Origin of the sequence: Halomonas eurihalina, from assembly GCF_008274785.1 — a bacterium.
Classification (GTDB): Bacteria; Pseudomonadota; Gammaproteobacteria; order Pseudomonadales; family Halomonadaceae; genus Halomonas; species Halomonas eurihalina.
This window is the reverse complement of record NZ_VTPU01000009.1, coordinates 141843-166938: the sequence shown is the minus strand read 5'-3', so window position 1 is coordinate 166938 and position 25096 is coordinate 141843. Positions and strand designations below refer to the sequence as shown.

The window sequence follows — 25096 nt, the reverse complement described above, 5'->3', positions numbered from 1 at the left end:
CTGTTGCCGTTCATCGCCTTGCAGCTGTGTGTGCTGTTCGCGCTGTTGTTCTGGCCGAACCTGGCGATGTGGCTGGTTGGATGATTGGCATGGCTGCGCAGGCGAATGACGGCGTCATTCGCTCTGCTCGCCGATGCTCGCAGCGATTGCATCGGTCCGCTTTTCGACGTGAACGACGTGATAATGGAATGGATAGTGTTCTATGAAAATTACCCGACTCAAGACCTGGCAGGTGCCGCCGCGCTGGTTGTTCCTCAAGATCGAGACCGATGAAGGCGTCTATGGCTGGGGGGAGCCCGTGGTAGAAGGTCGGGCGGCCACCGTTGAGGCGGCGGTGCATGAACTGGCCGATTACCTGGTCGGCCAGGACCCGCATCGCATCGAGCATCTGTGGAACACTATGTACCGTGCCGGTTTCTATCGCGGCGGGCCGATCCTGATGAGTGCCATTGCCGGTATCGATCAGGCGCTGTGGGACCTCAAGGGCCGCGATCTTGGCGTGCCTGTCCACCAATTGCTGGGTGGCCGGGTTCGCGATCGGATGCGTATGTATGCCTGGACCGGCGGCGACCGTCCGCAGGACGTGGGGGCCGGAGCCAAGGCACTGGTCGAGCAGGGCTTCACGGCCTTCAAGATGAACGGCACCCCCGAAATGGCGATCGTCGATTCGCATCGCAAGGTCGACGAGGCCGTGGCGCGGGTGGCTGAGGCTCGGGACGCCGTCGGGCCCGATGTGGGCATCGGAATCGACTTCCATGGTCGTGTCCATCGGCCGATGGCCAAGGCGTTGCTGCGTGAGCTGGAGCCCTATCACCCGATGTTCGTCGAGGAGCCGGTGGCGCCCGAGCACCTGCCTTGCCTGGCGAACATCGCCGGCGGGCTGGGTTATCCGCTGGCCACCGGCGAGCGCCTGCACACGCGCTTCGAGTTCCGGGACCTGCTGGCCCAGGGCATGATCGATGTGGTGCAGCCCGATCTATCGCACTGCGGTGGCATCAGCGAAGGCATGAAGATCGCCAGCCTGGCGTCCTGCCATGATGTGGCGTTGGCGCCGCATTGTCCGCTGGGGCCGCTGACACTGGCCGCCTCGTTGCATGTGGATGCGGTGAACCACAATGCCTTCATCCAGGAACAGAGCATGGGCATTCACTACAACCGTGACAATGATGTGCTCGATTACCTGGTCGACAAGTCGGCCCTGACCATCAAGGACGGCTTCTGCGCGATTCCCGAAGGTCCCGGCCTGGGGGTGGAGATCGATGAAGCCTTTGTCGAGGAGCGAGCGAAGGTCGGCCATCGCTGGCGCAATCCGGTATGGACCCATGAGGACGGCTCGATTGCCGAGTGGTGAGTCGTGAAGATGGCTGTGGAGAGGGAAAGGTCATGAACGAGACGCAACGCAAGACGCTTGACGAGGCCCTGGAGACGTTGCCGCTGGTGGCGATCCTGCGCGGTATCACGCCCGAGGAAGTGGAGGACGTCTGCGACGCCCTGGTCGGCGCTGGTTTTCGGATGATCGAGATTCCGCTCAATTCACCGCGCCCCTGGGAGAGTATCGAGCGAGCGGTGGCGCATTGCCCGGCATCGGTGCTGATCGGCGCGGGCACTGTGCTGGAGGCCGCCGATGCCGAACGACTCGAGCGGCTCGGTGCCCCTCTGATGGTCACCCCCAACACGGATCCCGAGGTGGTTCGGGCCGGTGCTGACCACGGGCTGGCGCCGATGATCGGCTGCATGACGCCCAGCGAGGCACTGGCTGCGGCACGTAGCGGCGCCAGGGCGCTCAAGTTGTTTCCCGCAGCGCGGCTCGGGACTGGCTATTTCAAGGATATCAATGCCATCCTGCCCGGTTCTCTGCCGGTTCTGGCCGTGGGCGGCATCGAACGCAGCAACATGGCCGAGTGGCATGCCGTGGGCGTTCGTGGCTTCGGTTTCGGCAGCAATCTCTACAAGCCCGGTCGCGATGCCGCCGATATCGCCGAGATCGCCGCTGACCTGGTCGCCGAGTGGCGTCGGCTCGAGGGAGGCGAGGGATGAGCGAGCGGCTGATCGCCATCGACTGGGGCACCAGCAATTTCCGCGCCTTCCTGGTCGATCGCACCACTGGCGAATGCCTCGACAGCCATCGCTCGGACGCCGGCCTGCGGTCGTTGTCCAGCGAGGAATTCCCGCATTACTGTCAGGCCCAGGTTGGGGCCTGGCGGGAAGAAGGCCGGGTGCCGGTGTATCTGTCCGGCATGGTTGGCTCGGCCCGTGGCTGGTGCGAGGCGCCTCAACTGGATGTGCCGGCCTCCGCCGCGGAGCTTGCTGCCGGTGTGATGGCGGCGCCGGGATTGTCCAATGCCTGGATCGTGCCGGGACTCAAGGTGGTGCGCGACGATCACGTCGATGTGATGCGCGGCGAAGAAGTGCAGGCCTTCGGCGCGCTGACCCTGTGTGACACGACCTCGGGCTTGTGCTGTCTGCCGGGCACGCACAGCAAGTGGGTACGCCTGGAGCGGGAGCGCCTGACCGACTTCACGACAGCCATGACCGGTGAACTCTTTCGCGCCGTACGCTTTCACACGCTGCCCGGCGAGCCTTCCCGGGAGCGCGCCGCATTCGACGAGTCAGGATTTCGTCAGGGACTGGAAGCTGCGCGGCATCCCGATGGCCCTCTACACGCGCTATTCGAGGCACGCAGTCGACACCTGTATGCCAGCCTGGCTGCCGAGGCGGTCGGGGGCTTCATCTCGGGTGTGCTGATCGGCAGCGAAGTGCTGTCGCAACGTCGGAAGTGGCAGGATGCTGCGGTGACATTGGTCGGCTCGACGGACTTGAATGCCTTGTACCGAATGGCTCTGGAATGGGCCGGAGGAAGTGTCGTCGAAATATCGAGTGACGACGCGACCCTGGCGGGGCTTTGTGCATTAGCGCAACGTCATGATGAGAGTCGCTAGATGGTGATTAAGATGTGAAGAGTTAGTGACAATTCCGTCAGCGATCGAAACTAAAAAAGGCGACTTTTCGAGTCGCCTTTTTGCTGATTGAGAAAACAGTATTCTGACTCGGAAGGCGTTCAGTCCGAGGGTGTGTCGAGGTGCTCCAGAAAGGTGCTGACGATATCGCGGGGCGTATCCCGAATATCGCCTCGGAAGGCCTCGTCTCTGGAGGGAACTTCCAGAGTGGCGAGTTGGCTGTCCAGCATGTGGGAGCCGGCGAAGAAGTGCTCACTTCGCCGCTCGAGCCTGTCCAGCAGGACTTCGCGGTTGCCGTGCAGGTAGAGGATATCCAGCCGAGGCGTCGCGGCGCGGAGCTGGTCGCGGTAACGATGCTTCAACGCCGAGCAGCCGATCACCAAGGATACGCCCCGTGCCTGGTACTCGCGATAGAGGTCGGAAAGAGTCGCCAGCCAGGTTTCTCGGTCGCCATCATTGAGAGGCTGGCCGCGTGACATCTTGGCGACGCTTTCCGGGCTATGATAGTCGTCACCATCGAGGAAGATGGCATCCATAGCGGCGGCTAGCTGACGGCCGATATGTGACTTTCCCGAGCCGGAAACCCCCATTACCAGAATGCTTTTTGTCTTGGCTTTCATGCGGAAATCGCTTTGTTTCTGAGCTTTCTATTTGGCTCGATGATAGCATTTATTTCGATGGCAATGGGAGTATTTGCCGAGTCTGGAAGATGGTTTTCACTTGTGTTGGAGAGGCGAGAGGCGAGAGGCGAGAGGCGAGAGGCGAGAGGCGAGAGGCGAGAGGCGAGAGGCGAGAGGCGAGAGGCGAGAGGCGAGAGGCGAGAGGCGAGAGGCGGTGAGGTGATAGTAATTAGTAATGAGAATGATTGGCGTTTTTGATGCTATCGGCTGTGAACGTGTCGAGAACCGACCGGTTTTTGCCCGGGAACGTCCGGGGAGGCTTCACATCGAAACCATACAGGACTAAAATGGTCCGCAATCGATCACCTGAGGGGGTGGCCCCGGGGAGTCAGCCAGTGTTGAAGCTTTCTAGACTGACCGATTATGCAGCGGTGGTGATGGCTCAGATCGCTCGACATCCCGAGCAGCCGCATGCGGCTGCCGAGCTTGCCGAGGCAGTGTCGCTGCCGCATCCGACGGTCAGCAAGACCCTGAAGATGCTGGTTCGCGCCGGGCTGCTTGAGTCCCGGCGAGGCGCTCAGGGAGGCTATTCGCTGGCGCGTCCGGCCTCGCGCATTTCCGCCAGCGACATCATCTCGGCCATCGAAGGGCCGGTGGCGATGACCGAGTGCAGCCAGGCGGAAGGGGACTGCGATCTGGTGTCGGTTTGCGGCGTGTCGGACAACTGGCAGCGCGTGTCGCTGGCGGTGCGCACTCTGCTCGACAGCGTGACCCTGGCACACCTGGCCGATACTTCGCCGATCAAGCTGCCCGTACAGCTACCCATACAGAGCGTGAGCTTGGCCGCCGAGGCCTGATCACCTGCGACTTCATTACCCGAGGCGAGGCATACTCGCCGACCCAACCAGCCCGGGAGGGGACAACATCATGGCAAGTCAGGAAATGGAAGAGCTCGTTCGTCGCGAATACAAGGAAGGGTTCGTGACCGACATCGAAAGCGAGACGGTACCACCGGGTCTGGACGAAGGCACCATCGCCTTCATCTCGAAGAAGAAAGGCGAGCCGGAATGGATGCTGGAATGGCGCCTCAAGGCCTATCACCAGTGGTTGAAGATGACCTCGCCGTCCTGGGCGCATCTGGACTATCCGCCCATCGACTATCAGGCGATCTCCTATTACAGCGCGCCAAAGCGCCCCGAGGATCGCCCGCAGAGTCTCGATGAGGTCGACCCCAAGCTGCTCGAAACCTACGAGAAGCTGGGCATTCCGCTTCACGAACGCGCTGCGCTGGCCGGCGTGGCGGTGGACGCGGTGTTCGACTCGGTCTCGGTGACTACGACCTTCAAGGAAAAGCTCCATGAAGCGGGCGTCATCTTCTGCTCCATCTCCGAGGCGATCCGCGACTACCCGGAGCTGGTCCAGCAGTACCTGGGCAGCGTGGTGCCGCAGGGCGACAATTACTTCGCCGCCCTCAACTCGGCGGTGTTCACCGATGGCTCCTTCGTCTTTGTGCCCGAGGGCGTGACCTGCCCCATGGAGCTGTCGACCTATTTTCGCATCAACGCCGCCAACACCGGCCAGTTCGAGCGGACGCTGATCGTCTGCGAGAGCCGCGCCGAGGTCTCGTATCTCGAGGGTTGCACCGCGCCGCAGCGCGACGAGAATCAGCTGCACGCCGCCGTGGTGGAACTGGTGGCGCTGGAAGACGCCAAGATCAAGTACTCCACGGTGCAGAACTGGTATCCCGGCGACGAGGACGGTAAAGGCGGCATCTACAACTTCGTTACCAAGCGTGGCGACTGCCGTGGCGACCGCTCCCACATCAGCTGGACCCAGGTCGAGACCGGCTCGGCGATCACCTGGAAGTATCCGTCCTGCATGCTGCGCGGCAAGGATAGCGTCGGCGAGTTCTACTCGGTGGCGGTGACCAACGGCCGCCAGCAGGCCGACACCGGCACCAAGATGGTCCACATCGGTGAGGGTACGCGTTCCACTATCGTCTCCAAGGGCATCGCCGCCGGTCGCTCCGACCAGTCCTATCGTGGCCTGGTCAAGGTCGGCCCGCGCGCCAAGAACGCCCGCAACTTCACCCAGTGTGACTCGCTGCTGATCGGCGATACCTGCGGCGCTCATACCTTCCCGTATCAGGAAATCGGCAACAGTTCCGCCAAGGTGGAGCATGAGGCGACCACCTCGAAGATCGGTGAGGATCAGCTGTTCTATTGCCAGAGTCGCGGCATCGGCGAGGAAGACGCGGTCAATATGATCGTCAACGGCTTCTGCAAGGACGTCTTCCAGGAGCTGCCGATGGAGTTTGCCGTGGAGGCGGAGGCGCTCTTGAATGTGACGCTCGAAGGCGCAGTGGGTTAAGAAACGGCTGCGTGGCGCCTGCACGGCGTTGGAAGCAGGGTCGAGAATGCTCATTTACAGTCGTGAACTCCGCTTCTCTCACCTGCTTCCGCCTTGTTCAGGCGCCGCTCGCGCGTTTCTCCTGATTCGCGAAACAAGGTCAAAACATTCGAGGAGTCGCATCGGCGGCTCATGACGCGCCCGGGGCGCGCTGGAAACGAATCAACTTATGCGAGCCGCTGCGGCGGCTGATAGCTCAAAAGGTAGTCAACATGCTCGAAGTCAAGGATCTGCACGTCACGGTCGAGGGGTCCGAGATCCTCAAGGGCCTGAACCTGACCATCGGTGCCGGCGAAGTCCACGCTCTCATGGGCCCCAACGGCGCTGGCAAGTCCACGCTTTCGGCCGTCATTGCCGGCAAGGACGGCTATGAGGTGACCAGTGGGTCGATCACCTTCGAGGGGCGGGACGTGCTGGAGATGGAAATCGAGGAGCGTGCCCAGGCGGGCCTGCTGCTGGGCTTCCAGTACCCGGTGGAGATCCCCGGCGTGAAGAACATCTATCTGCTCAAGGCCGCGCTCAATGCCCAGCGTGCCGCGCGGGGCGAGGACGAGATCCCGGCGCCGGAGTTCATGAAGCTGGTCAAGGAAAAGGTGGGCTTCATGAAGATGGATGCCAGCTTCCTTCAGCGTGCCGTCAACGAAGGCTTCTCCGGCGGTGAGAAGAAGCGCAACGAGATCCTGCAGATGCTGGTCCTGCAGCCGAAGCTCGCCATGCTCGACGAGATCGATTCCGGCCTCGACATCGATGCCATGAAGGTAGTGGCCGATGGCGTCAACTCCTTGCGTGGCGAGGACAAGGGCATCCTGCTGGTGACGCACTATCAGCGCCTGCTGGATTACATCGTGCCCGACCATGTCCACGTGCTGGTCGACGGACGCATCGTCAAGAGCGGCGACGCCGATCTGGCGCGTGAACTCGAATCCCGTGGCTACGACTGGGTCGTGGAGGACTCCGCCGCATGAGTGACGAACAGCGCTTTCTCGATCGTCTGGCCGAACGCAACGCCCAGCGCGGGGACGAACCCACCTGGATCGCCGCGCGTCGCCAGGCCGGGGCCGCGCGCTTCGAGGCGCTCGGCTTTCCGCATCGTCGCGTCGAAGAGTGGAAGTACACCGACGTGCGCGACATCGCCCGGAACGATTTCGTCCTGACTGAAAACGCCGACTTCTCACCGGCTACGGCGGCGGCCCTGACTCTGCCGTTGGACGCCCATCGCCTGACATTCGTCGATGGCGTGTTCGCGCCGGCGCTGTCGGACCTGGGCTCTCTGCCCGAGGGCGTGCAGGTGCTGCCGCTGTCGCGTGCCCTGGAGGAGAACCACGAGGCCGTGGGCGGACCGCTCGGTCGTCTCACCGGCGTTGACTTCTCGTCCTTCGCGGCACTCAACACGGCCTTCATGGAAGAGGGCGCGGTGGTGCGGCTGGCGCCGCGCACCGTGGTTGACAAGCCGATCGTGCTGCAATTTCTGTCCCGGGCCGGCGAGCAGGACGTGATGAGCCACCCGCGCATCCTGGTCGAGGCCGGCGGACGCAGCGAGGCTACCCTGATCGAGCATCACGTGGGCGAGGCCGAAGCCGCCAACTTCACCAACCTGGTGGAAGAGATCATCCTCGAGCGTGGCGCGATTCTGACTCACTACAAGCTTCAGGAAGCGCCGCTCAAGGATCGCCACATCGCCAGCATCCACGTCGAGCAGGCCCGCGACAGCCGCTATGTCTCCTTCAACCTCAACCTGGGAGGCGGCCTGGTGCGCAACGACCTGGTCAGCGAGCTCAACGGGGAGGGCGCCGAGGCCATCTACAACGGCCTGTTCTATGGCCAGGGACGCCAGCACGTGGACAACCACACTTTGGTCAACCACAACGCGCCCCGCACCTTCTCCCGGGAGAACTACAAGGGCATCCTCGACGACCGCGCCCATGGCGTGTTCAACGGCAAGGTGATCGTCAAACGCGACAGCCAGCAGATCGAGGCCGAGCAGAGCAACGCCAACCTGCTGCTCTCCGACCGTGCCGAGATCGACACCAAGCCGGAACTCGAGATCTACGCCGATGACGTCAAGTGCGCCCACGGGGCGACCACCGGCCAGCTCGATGAAGAGGCCATCTACGCTTTGCGCACGCGAGGCATCGACGAGCAGACCGCGCGCGGCCTGCTGACCCTGGCCTTTGCCGGCGAAGTCATGGACCGGGTCGATCTGGACGCGGTATCCGAGCGGGTCGAGCTGGCGGTGGCCGGCAAGTTGCCGGAGCGTTTCAATCTGGCCGGACTGGTGGAAACCGCCTCGGCCTTCAGCGAGGAGTGAGTCATGGCCGATTTCAGTGACCTCCAGTTGGATGTAGCCCGGGTCCGCCGTGACTTTCCGATCCTGGACCGCGAGGTGCATGGCAAGCCGCTGGTCTATCTCGACAACGCCGCGACCTGCCAGACCCCGCGCCAGGTGATCGAGGTCTTCGACGACTATTACCGGCGCTACAATGCCAACATCCATCGTGGCCTGCACACCCTGGCCGACGAGGCCACCGCGGCTTTCGAAGGCACCCGCGAGACGGTGCGCGCCTATCTGGGAGCCGCCGAGTCGCGGGAGATCGTCTTCACGCGCGGCACCACCGAGGCGATCAACCTGGTGGCCGGAAGCTGGGGCCGTGCCAATCTCGGGCCCGGTGACGAGGTGCTGATTTCGCGTCTGGAGCATCACTCCAATATCGTGCCCTGGCAATTGCTGGCCGGCGAGTTGGGTTTTGCCATCAAGGTGATTCCGGTCGACGAGCGCGGTGTGCTGGATCAGGCCGCCTATCGTGACCTGCTCGGCGAGCGCACCCGGCTGGTGGCGGTCAACCATGTCTCCAATGCCCTGGGAACGATCAATCCGGTGGGCGAGATGGCGAGCCTGGCCCACGAGCATGGTGCGCTGATCATGGTTGACGGCGCCCAGGCCACGCCGCACCAGCCCATCGACGTTCAGGCCCTGGGGGTCGATTTCTACGCCTTCTCCGGTCACAAGGTCTACGGGCCCACCGGCGTCGGCGCCCTCTACGGCCGGGCGGAGCTGCTCGAGGCCATGCCGCCCTGGCAGGGCGGTGGCGAGATGATCAAGACCGTCTCCTTCGAGACCCCCACGACCTTCGCCGACATCCCTCACAAGTTCGAGGCAGGAACGCCGGCGATCGCCGAGGTGATCGCCCTGGGGCGTGCCCTGGAGTGGGTGAACGGGATCGGGCTGGAGCTGATCCAGGCCTGGGAGGCGCGCCTGCTCGAGCACGCCACCGAGGGCGTGGCATCGATCGAGGGTCTGCGCGTTCTGGGCACCTCGCCGGACAAGGCCGCGGTGCTTTCCTTCGTCGTCGATGGCGCCCATGCCCAGGACATCGGACTGCTGATCGACCAACTGGGCGTGGCGATACGCACCGGGCATCACTGCGCCCAGCCGTTGCTGTCGTACTTCGGGGTCGAGGCCACTTGCCGTGCCTCCTTTGCCGCCTATAACACGCCCGAGGAAATCGACGTCTTCGTCGAAGGGCTTGAGCGCGTCGTAAGCATGCTGCGTTGAGGGAAACCGAGGAAATCCATGAGTGATATCGACGCACTGGCAGGCGTGATCAAGGGACAGATATTGCCCCTGCAGCGCGATGTGGAGGCGATCTCCATTCCCTTCGGCAAGACGGAGACCCTGGCCGAAGACAGCGAGGTCACGGTCATGCAGGCCAAGGGGAGCACGGTCAGCGTGGGTCTCGAGGGGCGCATGTACCTGATCGAGGGGAGTGAGCTGGATGCGCTGGGGCTTGAACCACTGCCGCGCCCGACCCTGCCGGAGGACGCATCGGAGGAGGAAATCGAGGCGTTTGTCTGGGATCAGCTGCGAACCTGCTTCGATCCGGAGATTCCGGTCAACATCGTCGAGCTGGGGTTGGTCTACGGTTGTCGCATCGAGCGCTTGATTACCGGCGAACGACTCGTCACCATTCGTATGACGCTGACCGCTCCGGGCTGTGGCATGGGTGATGTGATCGCCGCCGATGCCCGCAACAAGATTCTGGGGGCGCCCCAGATCAGCAAGGTGCACACCGAGATCGTCTTCGATCCCCCCTGGAGTCGCGAGATGATGAGCGACGAGGCCAAGCTCGAGCTTGGCATGTTCTGAAGAGGTCGCGTCGTCCCCATGCGCTGCATCGAATGCCCTGTCGGCGAGATGAGGCGACGCCCAAGATGCCTCCATGACCGGGGAAGTCGATGCCCTCGCTACCGTGGAAAACCTTTCGGATCCTGCTGATGTGGCTTGGCGGGGGAACCCTCCTGGCGCTATTGCTGTTCCTGGCGGCCAACCTGTGGGTACTGACCAGTACCCGCGGACGTATCGATCTCGAACTGGTGCAATGCCAGCCCGAGCGGGTTGGCATCGTCTTCGGCACATCGCACTGGACCCGCAGCGGTGCCCGCAACCCGCACTTCGAGGGGCGCATGCAGGCCGCGGCGAGCTTGGTGCATGATGGGCGGGTCCTGCATCTGCTGTTGTCGGGAGATAACAGCACGCGCTACTACAATGAGCCGGTGACCATGTGGAGGGATCTACGCAGCCGCGAGGTCCCGGATACGGCCATGACTCTCGACTATGCCGGCTTCAGCACCTTCGATACGCTTGCCCGAGCCCGGGATGTCTTCGCGGTGAAGCGCGCCTTGCTGGTCACCCAATCCTGGCATCTGCCAAGGGCATTGTTCATCGCTGATGCACTGGGCATCGAGGCGCGCGGTTGTGCGGCACCGGAGCGGCCGTCGGACAGCACCCTACGGCTGAGGGCAAGGGAATGGATCGCACGGGCGGCGACGCTCGGCGATATCTATCTGTGGGGACGCGAGCCGCACTTCCTGGGGCCTCTGGAGCCCCTGCAGATCACCCCGCGGCCACCGCGGCGAGACCCGGTCAGCGCTTCTGACGCTGCTTCTGCAGACGATACAGCTCGCGAATCAGCGCACGACAGTTCCGCCAGCACTCCTCGATGACCGGTTCGATGGCCTCGGGTAGCGGATGGGTGAGCAGCGTCGAGAGGGCCTGCATCAACACCCGCTCCTGTTCGAGCAGTTCGTTGATCAGAACCTGGCTGTCGTTGCCGACGAAGCTCTTCAGCCGGCTCCATAGCCACATGTAGTCGTCGCGCTCGACGTCGGCATCACGGGGGAGAAGGTCGAGATGGCGACGAGCCAGCGACTGCAGTTCGCGCATCAGCCGGCCACGTTCCTCGAAATGGGGCTTGAGCGCGTCGCGCAGGCTCGGCCGCAGACGCTCTAGGTTGTCCTGGAAATAGTCGATGCTGTCGGCCAGCGCTTCGAGGGCACTGTCCATCGCCACCTGGCGATTATCAAGAAACATGCGCGTTCACCTCCTCCGGTGACGCAGATTGTGGGGGTGTCGCGGTACTTTTGCCACCCCCATTCGCCATTAAATCGTCGTTTCGGTATTAGCCTTTAGGCTTGGGGGGCGTCTTGCGTTTCGGCGCCGAGCTCTTTTCCAGATGCTCGATGATTTGTCCGGCGATGTCCTTGCCGGTGGCGGCCTCGATGCCGCGCAGCCCCGGCGATGAATTTACCTCCATGATCACCGGCCCGTGGTTGGAGCGCAGCAGGTCGACGCCCGCCACTTTCAGGCCCATGGCCTTGGCGGCACGGATGGCCGTGGAGCGTTCCTCGGGAGTGATGCGGATGATGCTGGCACTGCCGCCACGATGCAGGTTGGAACGGAATTCGCCTTCGGCGGCCTGGCGTTTCATGGCGGCCACGACCTTGTCGCCGATCACCAGGCAGCGGATGTCGGCGCCCTTGGCTTCCTTGATGTATTCCTGAACCATGATATTGGCCTTCATGCCCATGAAGGCCTGGATTACCGATTCGGCGGCCTGGTTGGTTTCGGCCAGAACCACGCCGATTCCCTGGGTTCCTTCCAGCAGTTTGATGACCAGCGGGGCGCCACGCACCATGGTGATCAGGTCCGGAATGTCGTCGGGCGAGTGTGCAAAGCCGGTCACCGGCAGGCCGATACCTTTGCGTGAAAGCAGCTGCAGCGAACGTAGCTTGTCCCGGGAGCGAGTGATCGAGACGCTGTCGTTGAGTACTTGGGTGCCCATCATCTCGAACTGGCGCAGTACTGCGCAGCCATAGAAGGTGATGGAGGCGCCGATACGGGGAATCACCGCGTCGAAGGACTCGAGTTCCTGCCCCTTGTAGTGGATGGAGGGGTGATGTGAGGCGATGCTCATGTAGCACCGCAGGGTATCGACGACCCGGGCGCTATGGCCACGGGCCTCGGCGGCCTCCATCAGCCGGCGGGTGGAATAGAGGTTGCGGTTGCGAGAGAGCAGCGCGATGTGCATGGCGGATTCTCCGTGGATGAGGTCGGAGAGATGGTGAGCCTCAGGGCTCACCATGCAGGAAACCGGCACCGGGTGCTACCAGCAACCGGCGCAGGGCGCGGCGGCCCAGCAGCATGGGATGACGCATGTCGCGCCGATCCGTCAGGGTCAGCTCGACTGGGAATTCCAGCTCGCCGAGTTGCATGAGTGTGCGGATGACGTAACGCCACTCGGCCTGGCCATTGGAACTGGTGACGCGACGTCGGTCATGGAGTGGCAGGCACTGCTCATGGGCCGGGCTCGACGGGCCGCTGCCGCGGGTGGTGAATCGTACCCAGGGATGGCCATCCTGTTCGAAGGTCTCGATGTTTTCGGCGTGAAGCGCGGAAGTTCGCGCGCCGGTGTCGGCCTTGGCGCACAGTGTCAGGCTCAGTGCCGGCAGTGTGACCATCTCGCGGCGGCCGATGACCGCCTTGGCCTGATAGGGCAACTCCTTCATGACGCTCGGTGCCTCCTGTGAATCAACGGGAAAGGCCGGCCAGGCGGCGGCCGATGGCGGATGTCGGCTCGGCGTCGCGCAGCGTCATCAACACGGGAAGACGCAAGCGGGGGATCAGCGCCAGGTCGCGGGCCACGGCCATGAAGTCGGCCCGGGGCTCGTCCGCCAGGCGAGCCAAGAAGCGCGGAAGTCGTTCCGCTTCCTCCAGGTGACGCCAGCCCCGGCCCGCCATGGCGGCCAGCAGGTCAGGGCCGCAGGCTGTTCCATCGGCGAGCAGGGCGTCGTACCAATTTCCTGCCCGGGTGGCATCGGCGCCACTGACGGCGCGCACGCAGGCACAGAAGCGCTCGATGTCGCCGCTCTCGGCGGCCCGCTCGCCGCGCAGGCGAAGGGCATCGGCGAGGTCGTCACCAATGGCGACATGCTCCAGACAGTAACATAGCGATACCAGGACCTCATCGGGCAGGGTGGCGAGCGTATCAGCCAGCCGATGCTGCTGGTCATCGTCCATGCGCGACACGAAATCGGCCAGGCCCTGCAGGCCAAGAGCTCGCCAGTCGAGCGCCTGCTGGCCTTCCAGATAGGCTTCCACCGGCTCCAGATGTTGGCTTGCCGGGCGGTCGAGATCACGGCTCGCCTGGGCGTGCAGCATGGCCAGGAAAGGTGTCGAGGGCGTGAAGGCGAGGGGATTGTCCTTCATCAGGTTATCGATCCCGCTGCTATCTTCACGACCGAGCCCCTGGACGTTGCGGCCCAGGGTCTCCAGTAGACGCTGCAGGAAAGCGTCGCGTGGCGCCGGGTCGAGCGTGCCCTGTTCATCCAGGGGCAGGGCCAGGAACCAGATGAGCGGGTCGCCGAGATCGCCCACCCGAAACACCATGGCGAGCCGGGCCTGTCCCTGCCAGGGGATTGGCCAGGACTGCTCGTCGTGCTCCAGCTCACGCAAGGCGTCGAGCGGACAGGGTTCGACGCGGCGGCCCATATGGTAAAGCGTTACCTCGGCGCCGGTACGGACGAAGAAGTCATGTAGGCTGTCGATCGATTGCATGCGGTCTCCCTGCTCGAAGCATGCACTCTACATCGAGACCCGAATCCTGTCAGCCTCCGCGGCGGCGAGGGACGGTGGATTGATCATTCATTGATCAATAACTCGCAACGCCCATGCAGCCACGGTTAGCGCGACCTGTTCAGTGGTTATCCACAGGCCCGTTCAAGTCTTCTGTGCATGACGCCACTGCGCAGCTAGGCTATGGCAGGCATAATCAACGCTTATTGGCCGCCGTGGAGGATTTTTCTTACGGTTTGTGTGAAAATGGAATATAAGAAAAGGTTTCTTATTCCTTATCTCTCTTTGAGTCGCGTAATGACAGGAGGCTCCTCATGTTGCGTTCCCCCGGCTTTTTACGAAACGTCGCCCTGACACTGCTATCCGCCAGTGCCATCGCCTTCACTGGCATCGCCCAGGCGGAGGACGAACCCCTCAGGGTCGGCATGTCCGGCGGTTACTTCCCGTTTACCTTCGTCGAGCAGGACACCCTCAAGGGGTTCGAGGTCGACGTGATGGAGGCCGTGGCCGACGAAATGGGTACCGAGGTGGCGTTCGAGACCGCTAACTTCTCCGGGTTGTTCGGCATGCTCGAATCAGGCCGCATCGATACCATCGCCAACCAGATCACCATCACCGAAGAGCGTCAGGCCAAGTATGTCTTCACCGAACCTTATGTCTACGATGGTGCTCAGGTCGTGGTCAAGAAGGGCAATGACACTATTTCTGGTGTCGAGGACCTGAAGGGCAAGAGCGTGGCTGTGAACCTGGGGTCCAACTATGAGGAGTTGCTGCGCGAGCTGGCCTATGCCGACGAGATCGACATCCGGACCTACGAGAGCAACATCGAGCAGGACACCGCCCTGGGGCGTGTCGATGCCTTCGTCATGGACCGGGTGAGTGCCAGCCAGGTCATCAAGGAGAAGCCCCTGCCGCTCGAGCTTGCCGGCAAGCCGTTCTCGGAAATTCGCAATGCGCTGCCGTTCCGCGATACCAAGGAAGGTCGCGCGCTGCGTGATCAGGTTGATCAGGCGCTCGCCGCACTGCGTGAGGACGGCACCCTGACGGACATTTCCGAGCGCTGGTTCGGTACCGATATCACGCGTCCCTGATACGGTAGCGCACCCGTTATGAGCGTTCTCGATTTCGACTACATGCTGGGGCTAGTCCCCATCCTGCTGAGCTATCTACCGCTGACCCTCGAGATGGCGGCCGCCGGGATGGCCCTGGCCCTGGTGCTGGCCTGTGGCCTGGCGGTCATCCGGGTACTGAAGATTCCGGGGCTGAATGCAGCGACCATGCTGTTCATCTCCTTCTTTCGCGGTACCCCGTTGCTGGTGCAGCTCTTCCTGTTCTATTACGGCTTGCCCCAACTGCTGGACTTCCTGACTCAGATCAATGGAATCACCGCCACCATCATGGGGCTGACGCTGCACTTCTCGGCCTATATGGCGGAGTCGATTCGTGCCGCCATCGTGGGTGTCGACCGCAGCCAGACCGAGGCGGCGCTGTCCATCGGCATGACCAATGGGCAATTGATGCGGCGCATCGTGCTGCCCCAGGCGACCCGGGTGGCCGTGCCCACCCTGATGAATTACTTCATCGACATGATCAAGGCCACTTCGCTGGCCTTTACCCTGGGGGTCACCGAACTGATGGGGGCGACCCAGAAGGAGGCGGCCGGCAGCTTCCTGTATTTCGAGGCCTTCGTCACCGTGGCGGTGGTCTACTGGGTCATTGTCGAGTTGCTGGCCTGGGGCCAGCGCCGACTGGAGACGCGACTCAACAAGGCGTATCGCAGATGATCAAGATAGCTAACCTGGTCAAGCGTTTCGGTGGCTCGCCGGTGCTCGACGGCATCGATCTCACCATCGAGCGTGGCGAGATTATCGTAGTGATTGGCCCATCGGGGACCGGCAAGTCGACCCTGCTGCGCTGCCTGAACTTTCTCGAGCGGCCGGATGCCGGACAACTGACCCTGGCGGATCTGGAGATCGATGTTACCCGCGCCAGTCGGGCGGACATCCTGGCGGCGCGCAGGCGCACGGCCTTCGTCTTCCAGAACTATGCGTTGTTCGCCAACAAGACGGCGCTGGAGAACATCGCCGAGGGATTGATTGTGGTTAATCGCTGGCCCAAGGAAAAGGCGCATGCACGGGCCAGGGAAATCCTCGAGCGCATCGGGCTGGCCGACAAGGCGGATGCCTATCCGGCATCGCTTTCCGGGGGGCAGCAGCAACGTGTGGGCATTGGTCGTGCCATGGCCGCCCAGGCCGAGGTCATCCTCTTCGACGAGCCGACGTCGTCGCTCGACCCGGAATGGGTCGAAGAGGTGTTGGCGCTGATGAAGCAGCTGGCCTCCGAGCGGCAAACCATGCTGGTGGTGACCCACGAGATGGGCTTTGCGCAGGACGTGGCCGATCGCGTGGTGTTCATGGAAGGCGGTCGCATCGTCGAGCAGGGCCCACCCTCGCAACTGTTCAATGCCCCCGAGGATCCGCGTACGCGCGACTTCCTGCGCAAGGTGTTGGCCGGGCAACCGGCGCCGCAGACACCATGAGCGTGGGTTGGCCCCGGGCGGTATGACGCGGGATAATGACGCCAATTGACGATTGGAGAAATATCCCATGACCGTTCACGAGGAACTCGACAGCGCGCTGCGCGATCTCGAATCCACCATGAGGGTCGCCAACCTGTGGCGTCTGGAGCGCCCTGAACCAGCGGCCTTCAACAGCGCCCAGCCCTTCTGCGTCGATACCATGAGCCTGCCGCAATGGCTGCGCTTCGTGTTCATCGCCAGGCTCGATGAGCTGGTCGCGGCGGAGGGGGCCATGCCCTCGAGTTGCGACGTGGCGCCGGCAGTGGAGGCCTATCTGACCCAGGAGGGGGCGCGCAACAGCGACCGGATCCTGATGGGCAAGGCTGTCGAACGTATCGACACCCTGGTCACCGAAAATTGAAAGACCGATTCCGTCTTGCCGGGCCGTCGCTCGTCACACTGGTAAACAACCTCTGAGGCGCCCATGCCCTATTACTTCGCCTATGGCAGCAACATGAATCCGGCGCGGGTCGAAGCGCGCATCGGCGATACGCGTCGTGCCGTGGCGGGCGTGCTGGTCGATCATGTGCTGAGGTTCGACAAGGCCTCGAAGGTCCCCGGTATCAGCCATGCCAATGTGGCGCCACGACCAGGAAAGCGTGTCGAAGGGGTGCTGTTCGAACTGGCGTCTCCCGAACAGATCCGTGACATGGACCCCTTCGAGGGGCATCCCGATGAATATCGTCGGCACCGCCTGCCCATCGAGACTGCCGAAGGCGCCATCGAGGCCTGGGTATACATCGCCAGGCCAGGGACCACCGCCGATGCGTTGCAGCCTGCGCACGAGTATCTCGAGCACTTGCTGTGCGGTCAGTCCTTTCTCTCGGCCGATTATCATGCCTGGTTGGCCGACGTGCCGGCAGTCGCCGGACTGGATGACCGGACTCTGGCAGCCCTGGGGTTGTCGCGTCACAGCCCGCGCTGAAGAAGCCAGTCCATCGCCAGGCAAAACGAGGCCCTCCATGTGGAGGGCCTCATTCTGAAGCAGCGACGCCGGGCCCATGGCCCGGCGTCGTAGTGATGGCGCTGGAAGCGCTTAGAAGCGGTAGGTCAGGCCACCACCGACGGTGAGGGGGTCGAGCTTGACCTTGCCTGCGCCATGGCCGTGCATGTCCACGTCGCTGTCCACATCGGCGTAGTTGGCGAAGGCACCGATCAGGAAGTGGTCGGTCAGGGCCAGATCCACACCCACCTGGCCGGCGGCGCCATAGGAGTCGTCGAGGTCCATGCCACTCACTGACTCATTGGAGAAATGAGTGTAGTTGAGGCCGACGCCCGCATAGGGCTGGACGCGTGAGTCAGTGCCGCCCATCGGGTAGTAGTTGAGCATCAGGTTGACTGGGGTACGATCGAAGCTGCCGCCGGTGATGTCATGCTCCATGGCCTCTGTACCGTTGAGCTCGACGCCCAGCTTGTCGGTGAACAGGTAGCCAAGGCCATAGGCGATGCCCTTCTCATCGGAGACGTTGACGTCCTGGTGGGCAACCTTGCCGTTGTCGCTCTTCACGTCGGACTTGGCGTAACCGCCGCGCACATAGATGTCGCCGGCCTGATAAGCCATGGCGGACTGGGCGGCGAAAAGAGTGGCTGCGGCGAAGGCAGTGGCAGAAATCAGTCGAGTCGCTTTCATGGGGAATCCTCCCTGTGGTGTTTCGGATGCCGGTGCTGTCACCTCGGCAGCGCCGTTCGCATCTTTCAGGAAGCATTATAGGAAACAGTGTTTCTAAACGTCTTGTAAAAAAAATCTATGGCGGTGATAGCAATATATGGGGCGATTCAATGGAACTTTTCGCTACTGACAGCAATAGGCGACAGTTCTTGTACAGTATTTGCACATTGTGAATCATCGCTCGCCAGCTGGCCAGGAATCGTCTTCACTGAAAGCGTGACATCGGCGGCGGAGGCGACCATGACGGATCGGCCCCTGATCTCTCGAGTGCACCTCGACATCGGCGCGTTGCTGCTGGCGGCCATCCTGGCGGCCTGGTTGCTGTGGCGCCCTGAATTGATACAAGGACTGCCGTTCGGCCTGCGTCTTCCCCTGGTTGCCTTGGGGGTCTGGGCCCTGGGGGCGGCATTCGCGCGACCATTGGTCGAGGAAATGGGCATGGGCCGGCTGGAAGCGCTGGTCAAGGCTCCCTGGAGTCAGGGGGCGCTGTGGGGGTTCGCCCTGCTGCTGCTGGGGCGTGCCTGGCTGGTTTAGACGTTGCTCGGTTATACGACGTAGAGAACCTTCGCCAGACAAGCAGAAAGGGCTCCCGGAGGAGCCCTTTCATGACGTCGCATGTGTACGTTACATGAACGTTTTTAGCGAGAGATATGCTGATATTCACCAGCATCTTTAGTGACACTGCTCACTACCATGATGGCAATAAAGGCAGTGATGAAACCAGGAATGATCTCGTAGACGCCGGGGCCACCCATGAACTCGGCGTTCCAGCCCAGTGAAATCCAGATCATGACGGTGGCGGCACCCACGACCATGCCGGCAATGGCGCCGGCGCCATTGGTGCGCGGCCACATCAGCGACAGAATGATCAGCGGGCCAAAGGCGGCACCGAAGCCTGCCCAGGCGTTACTGACCAGTGCCAGGACTTGAGAATCCGGATTGGAGGCGATAACCGCAGCCACCAGGCCGACCAGTACGACGCAGATTCGGCCGACGGTCACGCACTCCTTGCTGGTTGCTTCCTTGCGCAGGAACAGACGATAGAAGTCTTCTGTCAGTGAAGAAGAAGACACCAGCAACTGACTGGAAATGGTGCTCATGACCGCCGCCAGCAACGCGGCATAGAGGAAGCCTGTGACCAACGGGTGGAACAGCAGGTTGGCAAGGATGATGAAAATGGTTTCCGGGTCTTGAACATCCAGGCCATTGCGGATGGCGTAGGCACGGCCAAACACACCCAGAGAGACCGCCCCGACCAGCGAGATGAGCATCCAGCTCATGCCGATATTACGGGCAATCGGGACATCCTTGAGGCTCCGGATGGCCATGAAGCGCACGATGATATGTGGCTGCCCGAAATATCCCAGTCCCCAGGTCACCGCCGATAACCAGCCGATGAAGGTCAGTCCTTCCGTCCACGACAGTAGCGTGGGATCGACTTCATTGAGGGTCTGTGATGCCTGGGAAAAACCGCCGCCGCCTTCGCCGAAGAGCACGACCGCCGGCATGATGACCAGTGCCAGCATCATGATGCAGCCCTGCACGAAGTCCGTCATGCTTACGGCCAGGAAGCCGCCAACCACGGTGTAGACAAGTACTACGCCTAGCGTGATGATGATGCCGGCCGCATAGTCGCTCAGGCCACCGAAGTTGAAAATGCCGGCAAACGCGCTTTCGAACAGCTTGCCGCCCGCGACCAGGCCAGAAGCCGTGTAGACCGCGAAGAAGATGACAATCACGACGGCCGACACCGTTCTCAGCGACAGTGCCTGGGTCGGGAAGCGATTCGCCAGGAAGGATGGGATGGTAATGGCATTGCCGTAGTGAACCGTTTGTTCACGAAGCCGGGGTGCTACGAGAGTCCAGTTGAAGAAGGCACCGACAAGCAAGCCGATACCGATCCAGGCCGAGCCCAGGCCCGAAGCAAACAGTGCCCCGGGCAACCCAAGAAGCAACCAGCCACTCATGCCTGAAGCCCCGGCCGACAGGGCCGCAACCTTTGGACTGAGTGCTCGCCCACCCAGCATGTAGTCCTCGGATGAGGACGTCGCCCTGCGCATGGCATAAACGCCGATGGCAATCATGAGCGCAAAGTAAGCAAAAAGACTGATCCAAACACCGATAGCCATAAAAACTCCTCCACTTTATTAGGCCGGATGCCGCTCCGACAGGTTGTTGGTACGCATGCAGGCCAGGATACCGGTAGCTAGCATCACGATCAGGGAGTGGGCGAATGTCATGCCGGTGGTGGCATTGTTTTCGATCATTAGTGGTTCCTTATGTCTTGTTGTTGCCACTAGGGAAGGCAGGGACTATCCGGGAGGGAGTCATTGTCTTCCGTAATGACAAGATGGACGTACGGAGTCGAGGAAAAACAGTCCAGTAGAGACTAGTCCTGCTGGACGGTTGAAAGCAAAGTCAATATCGAATATGCATCGTTGCCCTCCCGGTCCATGCGAGGTTCACCATTGGCATTTCACTTGGCTTTTTCCATATCGGTTGCCCTGGCTGAGCGCTCGCCAGGCTGGTATGGAGGATACCGATAGCAGGCGTCGTCCAGCAGGTGAAAGCCAAGGGGATGCAGAGCATATTACCGTCTCCGAGGCCAAGGAGTCGGCAGCCAGGGAGGCCGCTTGGCCTTCCCTGGGTGCACGTTGCATGGCGTGTTGCCATGTCGTGTGCCAAGCCTCTTGTTGTTGTTGATGGCAATTGCGGTTCAGTCGTCGCCCATGGCGAGAAGTGACGCGTTGCCGCCCAGGGCGGCAGTGTTGATGGTCACCGTCTTTTCCGTGGCGAATCTCGGCAGGTAATTGGGGCCGCCGGCCTTGGGGCCGGTGCCGGAGTAACCCTGACCGCCGAAAGGCTGGACGCCTACCACGGCGCCGATGATGTCGCGATTGACGTAGACGTTGCCGACGCGAATTCGACGCGCGATTTCCTCGGCGAAAGATTCGTTGCGGCTGTGCACGCCGAAGGTCAGGCCATAGCCTCGGCCATTGATCGAGTCGATGACAGCGTCCAGCTCGCGGGCCTTGTAGCGCACGATGTGCAGGATGGGGCCGAACTGTTCGCGTTCGAGTGCCTCGATGCCATCGATCTGGAAGGCCGTCGGGGCGATGAAGGTGCCATCGGCGGTATGAGCGGCGTCGAGTTTCGTTTCCGCGATCAGGCGGCCCTCGCCCTTGAGCTTGTCGATATGCGCCTGGAGGTTCTCGCGGGCCTCCTCGTCGATGACCGGTCCGACGTCGGTACCCAGGTCGCGTGGATCGCCGACGTGGAGTTCATCCATGGCACCCTTGAGGATCTCGATGACGCGGTCGGCCACGTCGTCCTGCAGGTACAGCACACGCAGGGCAGAGCAGCGCTGACCGGCACTCTGGAAGGCCGAGTGGATGACGTCGTTGACGACCTGCTCGGGCAGGGCGGTGGAGTCGACGATCATGGCGTTCATGCCGCCGGTTTCGGCTATCAGGGTGGGCAGCGGCGCGTTCTGGCGCTCGGCCAGGGAGCGGTTGATGATCTGGGCGGTGTCGGTGCCGCCGGTGAAGACCACGCCGGTGATGCGCGAATCGCCGCTCAGCACGCTGCCCACGGTGGGGCCGTCGCCGGGCAGCAACTGGACCACGTCACGGGGCATGCCGGCCTGGTGCAGGAGTTCGACGACCCGGTGGGCGATGATGGAGGTCTGCTCGGCGGGCTTGGCCAGCACGGTGTTGCCGGCCACGGCTGCCGCCACCATTTGGCCGCAGAAGATCGCCACCGGGAAGTTCCAGGGGCTGATCGCCGCGAAGACGCCTTTGCCGCTCATCACCAGCTCGTTGGATTCGCCCGTCGGCCCCGGCAACTGGATCGGCTCGCCGAAGATTTCCTCGGCCTTGGCTGCGTAATAGCGGCAAAAGTCCACGGCTTCTCGAATCTCATCGACGCCGTCGGTCAGTAGCTTGCCGCCTTCGCGGGAGCACAGCGCCATCAGTTCGGCCATGTGCTCTTCCATCAGCTCGGCGAAGCGGCGCAGGATGGCGGCACGCTCGGCGACCGGCGTGGCGTCCCAGCGGGGGAAAGCCGACCAGGCGGCGTCCACGGCGCGCTGGGCTTGTTCCTTGCTGGTCCAGAGTACGCTGCCGACCGTCTTGCGGCGGTCATAAGGGCAGGTAACGTCATGCACCAGGCTCGGGTCGGTAGCGACGTCGAAGGCCAGCAGCGGGCGCGCCTCGTAGGTGGTTTCCATGCACTTGCGCATGGCTCGCATCAGCGGGTCGTAATGACTGCGGATGTTAAGGTTGACGCCTCGGGAGTTGAGACGATTCTCGCCGTAGATATCCCGTGGGAGGGGAATCAGCGAGTTGGCCAGACTGTCGTGCTGGCGAAGCGTTTCCACGGGATGCACGCATAGGGACTCCACCGGCACCTTGGGGTCGACCAGTTGGTGGACGAAGGACGAGTTGGCCCCGTTTTCGAGCAGTCGACGGACCAGGTAGGGCAACAGGTCCTTGTGGGCGCCTACTGGCGCATAGATGCGGCAGTAGGTGCCCTGGGGCGCACGCTTGAGGGCGGAGGCGTAGAGGGCCTCGCCCATGCCGTGCAGGCGCTGGAACTCGAAGGAACGGTCGGCCTCGTTGGCCACTTCGAGAATGGTGCTGATGGTGTGGGCATTATGGGTGGCGAACTGCGGGAAGATCCGCCCCCGGGTGGCGTCCGAGAGCAAAAAGCGCGCGCACACCAGGTAGGCAACATCGGTGGCTGCCTTGCGCGTGTAGACCGGATAGCCCTCGACGCCGAGCTGTTGCGACTCCTTGATCTCGGTGTCCCAGTAGGCGCCCTTGACCAGGCGCAGCGGAATCTCGTCGCCCTGGGTCTCGGCCAGGCGGTTGATGTAGTGCAGCACTGGCAGGGCGCGCTTGGCATAGGCCTGGACGACCAGGCCGAAATGGCCCCAGCCACGGCAGACATCGTGCTCGTAGACGGCGCGGAACACCTCGAGGGACAGCTCCAGGCGGTCGACTTCCTCGGCATCGATGGTCACGGCGACATCGCGTTCGCGGGCCATGGTGACGAGCTTGAGGGTGGTGGCGACGAGCTCTTCGAGAACCTGTTCGCGACGACCGAACTCGTAGCGTGGATGCAGTGCGGAGAGCTTGATGGAGATCGACGGTGACGGCGTCTTGTCCGACAGCCGGGCGCTGGCCTTGCCGACTCGCTCGATGGCATTGGCATAGTCGTCGAAATAGCGCTTGGCGTCGTCGCGGGTGCGAGCGGCCTCGCCCAGCATGTCGTAGGAGTAAGTATAACCCTGGTCGAACAACGGCTTGGAGCGCTTGAGTGCCTCGTCGACGTCACGGCCCAGCACGAACTGCTTGCCCATGACCTTCATCGCCTCGACCATGGCCCGGCGGATCACCGGCTCGCCCATGCGGTTGACCATCTTGTTGATGAAGCCGGAGGGGCGACCTTCCTGGGGCTTGTCCATGGTGATCACGCGGCCGGTCATCAGCAGCCCCCAGGTGGAGGCGTTGACCATCCAGGATTCACTCTGGCCCAGATAGGATTTCCAGTCGGCGGGACCGAGCTTGTCCTCGATCAAGGCATCGGCGGTGGCCTTGTCGGGAATGCGCAGCATGGCTTCCGCCAGGCACATCAGCATCAGGCCTTCGTGGGTATCCAAGCTATATTGCTGGAGAAGCTCGTCGATGGTGTCCACCGCGGTGTCCATCTCGCGAATTTCGCGCACCAGTTCCGCCGTCTTGTCGGCGATGCGCGCGAAGTCGCGCTCGTCGGTTCCGAGCGCCTTGATCAGTTCTTCGACATAGGCATTCTCATCGACCACATAGTGGTCACTAACATTGGCGAAAAGCGTGTCGAGTTCCTGGCGCCAGGTGGCGTTATCCAGCATATCGTTGGCATTGAGCATGAATATTCCCCGGTCTAGAGCCCGTCGTCACAGGATGTGGTGCGTCCCACTGGCATTGGTCCGCCAGCGGACCAAGGGCATCTTATGAGGGTAGGGGGCATCCTCAAACTCTGCTTGCCGAATCCACGGATGGATTTGACGATTTCAATGCTGTTAATGGGATATGGAGAAGGTCTTAGACCTTGGTCTATTGCTGGAGTGCCGGAGCACCAAGGGATTGGGCCGAGATGGATTGGGTCGAGGTCGCGCGAACCTGGCTCGGTGGTTGGCCGAAGGCGCGACGAAAAGACCGGGAGAAGGCGCTCTGGTTGGCGAAGCCGGTCAGGGCGGCGATTTCCGAGAGAGGCAGGTGGCTCTCGCGCAGCAAACGTTCGGAGGCATCGAGGCGGCGGCGCAATACGTACTGCCAGGGGGAAAGGCCGGTCTGTTGGCGGAAGCGCGCGGTGAAGTGGGTCTCGCTCAGGCAGGCCTCGGCAGCCAGGTCGGCGACTCGCAGGGGAGCTCCCAGATGGCGGTCGATGAAACGATCGAGGGCGGTGAGGTCGAGCTGGCGTCTCCGGATAGGCGTGTCCTGGGCCAGGCGAGCATGCAGGGAGCCGAGCAGTGTCGTGGTCAGGCGTTCCTGCTGCAAGGCGCTCAGACGGCCTTGCCGGGAGAGCAGGTCCAACTCGTGCACCACGAAGTCGAGATAGCGTTCCAGGGGCGCGTCCAGAGAGAAGAAGCGGGGCGCATCGAACAGCCGCACCAGTTCGTGCTGGTGGCCGGTCAGTGAGAGAGTGTTTTCCGGCAGGTCGAGAATCAGCTGGTGGTTGTCGCCGGTACCGGCGTAATAATGAACATGGTTGGCCGGGACGATGCAGCCGGACAGCGCCGATATGGAGCCTCCCAATCCTTCGATCTCGAATTCCGCCTGGCCGCGCAATCCGATCACGATCTGATGGAAGTCATGGGCGTGGTGGTGAACGGCGGTGTCTAGGGGAATCTGGCGGATCGCGCTGGTCATCGCGGGCCTCCGGCGAGACGAGTCCGTGAGATGCTCGCGCCAT

25 protein-coding genes are annotated in these 25096 nt (G+C 62.5%); 16 read left to right on the top strand and 9 right to left on the bottom strand.

Annotated features, from left to right (window positions below; translation table 11 throughout):
- The first annotated feature begins 202 nt into the window (after window positions 1–202).
- Genes dgoD through FZZ93_RS10965 form a run of 3 tightly spaced genes read left to right on the top strand, consistent with a single transcriptional unit; the run spans window position 203 to window position 2939 of the window.
- A complete protein-coding gene (gene dgoD, locus FZZ93_RS10975) occupies window positions 203–1351 on the top strand; it encodes a galactonate dehydratase (RefSeq protein WP_149322365.1) in 1149 nt (382 codons plus the stop codon).
- 32 nt (window positions 1352–1383) lie between these two features.
- The gene (locus FZZ93_RS10970; protein WP_149322364.1) at window positions 1384–2037 is read left to right on the top strand and encodes a 2-dehydro-3-deoxy-6-phosphogalactonate aldolase; all 654 of its coding nucleotides are present in this window, start codon (window positions 1384–1386) and stop codon (window positions 2035–2037) included.
- Window positions 2034–2939 carry a 2-dehydro-3-deoxygalactonokinase gene (locus FZZ93_RS10965; protein ID WP_149322363.1) on the top strand — a complete coding sequence of 302 codons (906 nt, stop codon included), beginning with the start codon at window positions 2034–2036 and terminating at the stop codon, window positions 2937–2939. Before FZZ93_RS10970 ends, FZZ93_RS10965 begins: the two co-directional genes overlap by 4 nt.
- A 119-nt stretch (window positions 2940–3058) precedes the next feature.
- On the opposite strand, the gene FZZ93_RS10960 is transcribed toward FZZ93_RS10965, so the two are convergent.
- Window positions 3059–3577, bottom strand: a complete 519-nt coding sequence (locus tag FZZ93_RS10960; protein ID WP_149322362.1) for a gluconokinase — start codon at window positions 3575–3577, stop codon at window positions 3059–3061.
- A gap of 395 nt (window positions 3578–3972) precedes the next feature.
- Here FZZ93_RS10960 and FZZ93_RS10955 point away from each other — a divergent pair, with 395 nt between their 5' ends.
- The 7 genes from FZZ93_RS10955 (at window position 3973) to FZZ93_RS10925 (ending at window position 10987) form a co-directional block, all read left to right on the top strand.
- Window positions 3973–4434, top strand: coding sequence for an SUF system Fe-S cluster assembly regulator (locus tag FZZ93_RS10955; RefSeq protein WP_149322361.1), 462 nt, complete (start codon window positions 3973–3975; stop codon window positions 4432–4434).
- Between the two features lie 70 nt (window positions 4435–4504).
- Window positions 4505–5947, top strand: a complete 1443-nt coding sequence (gene sufB / locus FZZ93_RS10950; RefSeq protein ID WP_149322360.1) for a Fe-S cluster assembly protein SufB — start codon at window positions 4505–4507, stop codon at window positions 5945–5947.
- A gap of 251 nt (window positions 5948–6198) precedes the next feature.
- Window positions 6199–6951, top strand: a complete 753-nt coding sequence (gene sufC / locus FZZ93_RS10945) for a Fe-S cluster assembly ATPase SufC (protein ID WP_149322359.1) — start codon at window positions 6199–6201, stop codon at window positions 6949–6951.
- Window positions 6948–8294: a Fe-S cluster assembly protein SufD gene (gene sufD / locus FZZ93_RS10940; protein WP_149322358.1), complete on the top strand. Its 1347-nt coding sequence runs from the start codon at window positions 6948–6950 to the stop codon at window positions 8292–8294. The genes sufC and sufD overlap by 4 nt, the downstream gene beginning before the upstream one ends.
- A gap of 3 nt (window positions 8295–8297) precedes the next feature.
- On the top strand, window positions 8298–9539 hold the full coding sequence (locus FZZ93_RS10935) for an aminotransferase class V-fold PLP-dependent enzyme (protein WP_149322357.1): 1242 nt from the start codon (window positions 8298–8300) through the stop codon (window positions 9537–9539).
- Window positions 9540–9557: 18 nt separating this feature from the next.
- On the top strand, window positions 9558–10130 hold the full coding sequence (sufT, locus tag FZZ93_RS10930) for a putative Fe-S cluster assembly protein SufT (protein WP_149322356.1): 573 nt from the start codon (window positions 9558–9560) through the stop codon (window positions 10128–10130).
- 89 nt (window positions 10131–10219) lie between these two features.
- Complete coding sequence (locus FZZ93_RS10925) at window positions 10220–10987, top strand: SanA/YdcF family protein (protein WP_149322355.1); 768 nt, start codon at window positions 10220–10222, stop codon at window positions 10985–10987.
- Here FZZ93_RS10925 and FZZ93_RS10920 read toward each other — a convergent pair.
- The 4 genes from FZZ93_RS10920 to FZZ93_RS10905 all read right to left on the bottom strand — a co-directional run bounded on the left by FZZ93_RS10920 (window position 10908) and on the right by FZZ93_RS10905 (window position 13877).
- A complete protein-coding gene (locus FZZ93_RS10920) occupies window positions 10908–11354 on the bottom strand; it encodes a hypothetical protein (protein WP_149322354.1) in 447 nt (148 codons plus the stop codon). The two genes, FZZ93_RS10925 and FZZ93_RS10920, sit on opposite strands and share 80 nt — an antisense overlap.
- Before the next feature lie 88 nt (window positions 11355–11442).
- A complete protein-coding gene (gene rimK / locus FZZ93_RS10915) occupies window positions 11443–12351 on the bottom strand; it encodes a 30S ribosomal protein S6--L-glutamate ligase (protein WP_149322353.1) in 909 nt (302 codons plus the stop codon).
- Window positions 12352–12391: 40 nt separating this feature from the next.
- A complete protein-coding gene (locus tag FZZ93_RS10910; protein WP_149322352.1) occupies window positions 12392–12829 on the bottom strand; it encodes an ATP-dependent zinc protease family protein in 438 nt (145 codons plus the stop codon).
- Window positions 12830–12851: 22 nt separating this feature from the next.
- Window positions 12852–13877, bottom strand: coding sequence for a DUF3549 family protein (locus tag FZZ93_RS10905; protein ID WP_149322351.1), 1026 nt, complete (start codon window positions 13875–13877; stop codon window positions 12852–12854).
- 332 nt (window positions 13878–14209) lie between these two features.
- Between FZZ93_RS10905 and FZZ93_RS10900 the strand changes: the two genes are divergently transcribed.
- From FZZ93_RS10900 to FZZ93_RS10880, 5 genes are all read left to right on the top strand, one after another.
- A complete protein-coding gene (locus FZZ93_RS10900; RefSeq protein ID WP_149322350.1) occupies window positions 14210–14986 on the top strand; it encodes an amino acid ABC transporter substrate-binding protein in 777 nt (258 codons plus the stop codon).
- A gap of 18 nt (window positions 14987–15004) precedes the next feature.
- Entirely contained in the window at window positions 15005–15679 is a 675-nt protein-coding gene (locus FZZ93_RS10895; protein WP_149322349.1) for an amino acid ABC transporter permease, read from the top strand.
- Window positions 15676–16434: an amino acid ABC transporter ATP-binding protein gene (locus FZZ93_RS10890; protein WP_149322348.1), complete on the top strand. Its 759-nt coding sequence runs from the start codon at window positions 15676–15678 to the stop codon at window positions 16432–16434. Before FZZ93_RS10895 ends, FZZ93_RS10890 begins: the two co-directional genes overlap by 4 nt.
- Before the next feature lie 67 nt (window positions 16435–16501).
- Window positions 16502–16834, top strand: a complete 333-nt coding sequence (locus FZZ93_RS10885) for a YqcC family protein (protein WP_149322347.1) — start codon at window positions 16502–16504, stop codon at window positions 16832–16834.
- Window positions 16835–16897: 63 nt separating this feature from the next.
- On the top strand, window positions 16898–17398 hold the full coding sequence (locus tag FZZ93_RS10880) for a gamma-glutamylcyclotransferase family protein (protein ID WP_149322346.1): 501 nt from the start codon (window positions 16898–16900) through the stop codon (window positions 17396–17398).
- Window positions 17399–17509: 111 nt separating this feature from the next.
- Here FZZ93_RS10880 and FZZ93_RS10875 read toward each other — a convergent pair whose 3' ends face one another.
- Window positions 17510–18103 (bottom strand): OmpW/AlkL family protein, encoded by a 594-nt coding sequence (locus tag FZZ93_RS10875; protein WP_149322345.1) that lies wholly within the window; start codon window positions 18101–18103, stop codon window positions 17510–17512.
- Window positions 18104–18382: 279 nt separating this feature from the next.
- Here FZZ93_RS10875 and FZZ93_RS10870 point away from each other — a divergent pair, with 279 nt between their 5' ends.
- Window positions 18383–18676: a hypothetical protein gene (locus FZZ93_RS10870; protein WP_149322344.1), complete on the top strand. Its 294-nt coding sequence runs from the start codon at window positions 18383–18385 to the stop codon at window positions 18674–18676.
- Window positions 18677–18780: 104 nt separating this feature from the next.
- Here the strand turns inward: FZZ93_RS10870 and putP are convergent, their stop codons facing one another.
- From putP to FZZ93_RS10855, 3 genes are all read right to left on the bottom strand, one after another.
- Complete coding sequence (gene putP / locus FZZ93_RS10865) at window positions 18781–20271, bottom strand: sodium/proline symporter PutP (protein ID WP_149322343.1); 1491 nt, start codon at window positions 20269–20271, stop codon at window positions 18781–18783.
- A gap of 587 nt (window positions 20272–20858) precedes the next feature.
- The gene (gene putA / locus FZZ93_RS10860; protein ID WP_149322342.1) at window positions 20859–24050 is read right to left on the bottom strand and encodes a bifunctional proline dehydrogenase/L-glutamate gamma-semialdehyde dehydrogenase PutA; all 3192 of its coding nucleotides are present in this window, start codon (window positions 24048–24050) and stop codon (window positions 20859–20861) included.
- 187 nt (window positions 24051–24237) lie between these two features.
- Window positions 24238–25053 (bottom strand): helix-turn-helix domain-containing protein, encoded by an 816-nt coding sequence (locus tag FZZ93_RS10855; protein WP_149322341.1) that lies wholly within the window; start codon window positions 25051–25053, stop codon window positions 24238–24240.
- Window positions 25054–25096 lie beyond the last annotated feature (43 nt).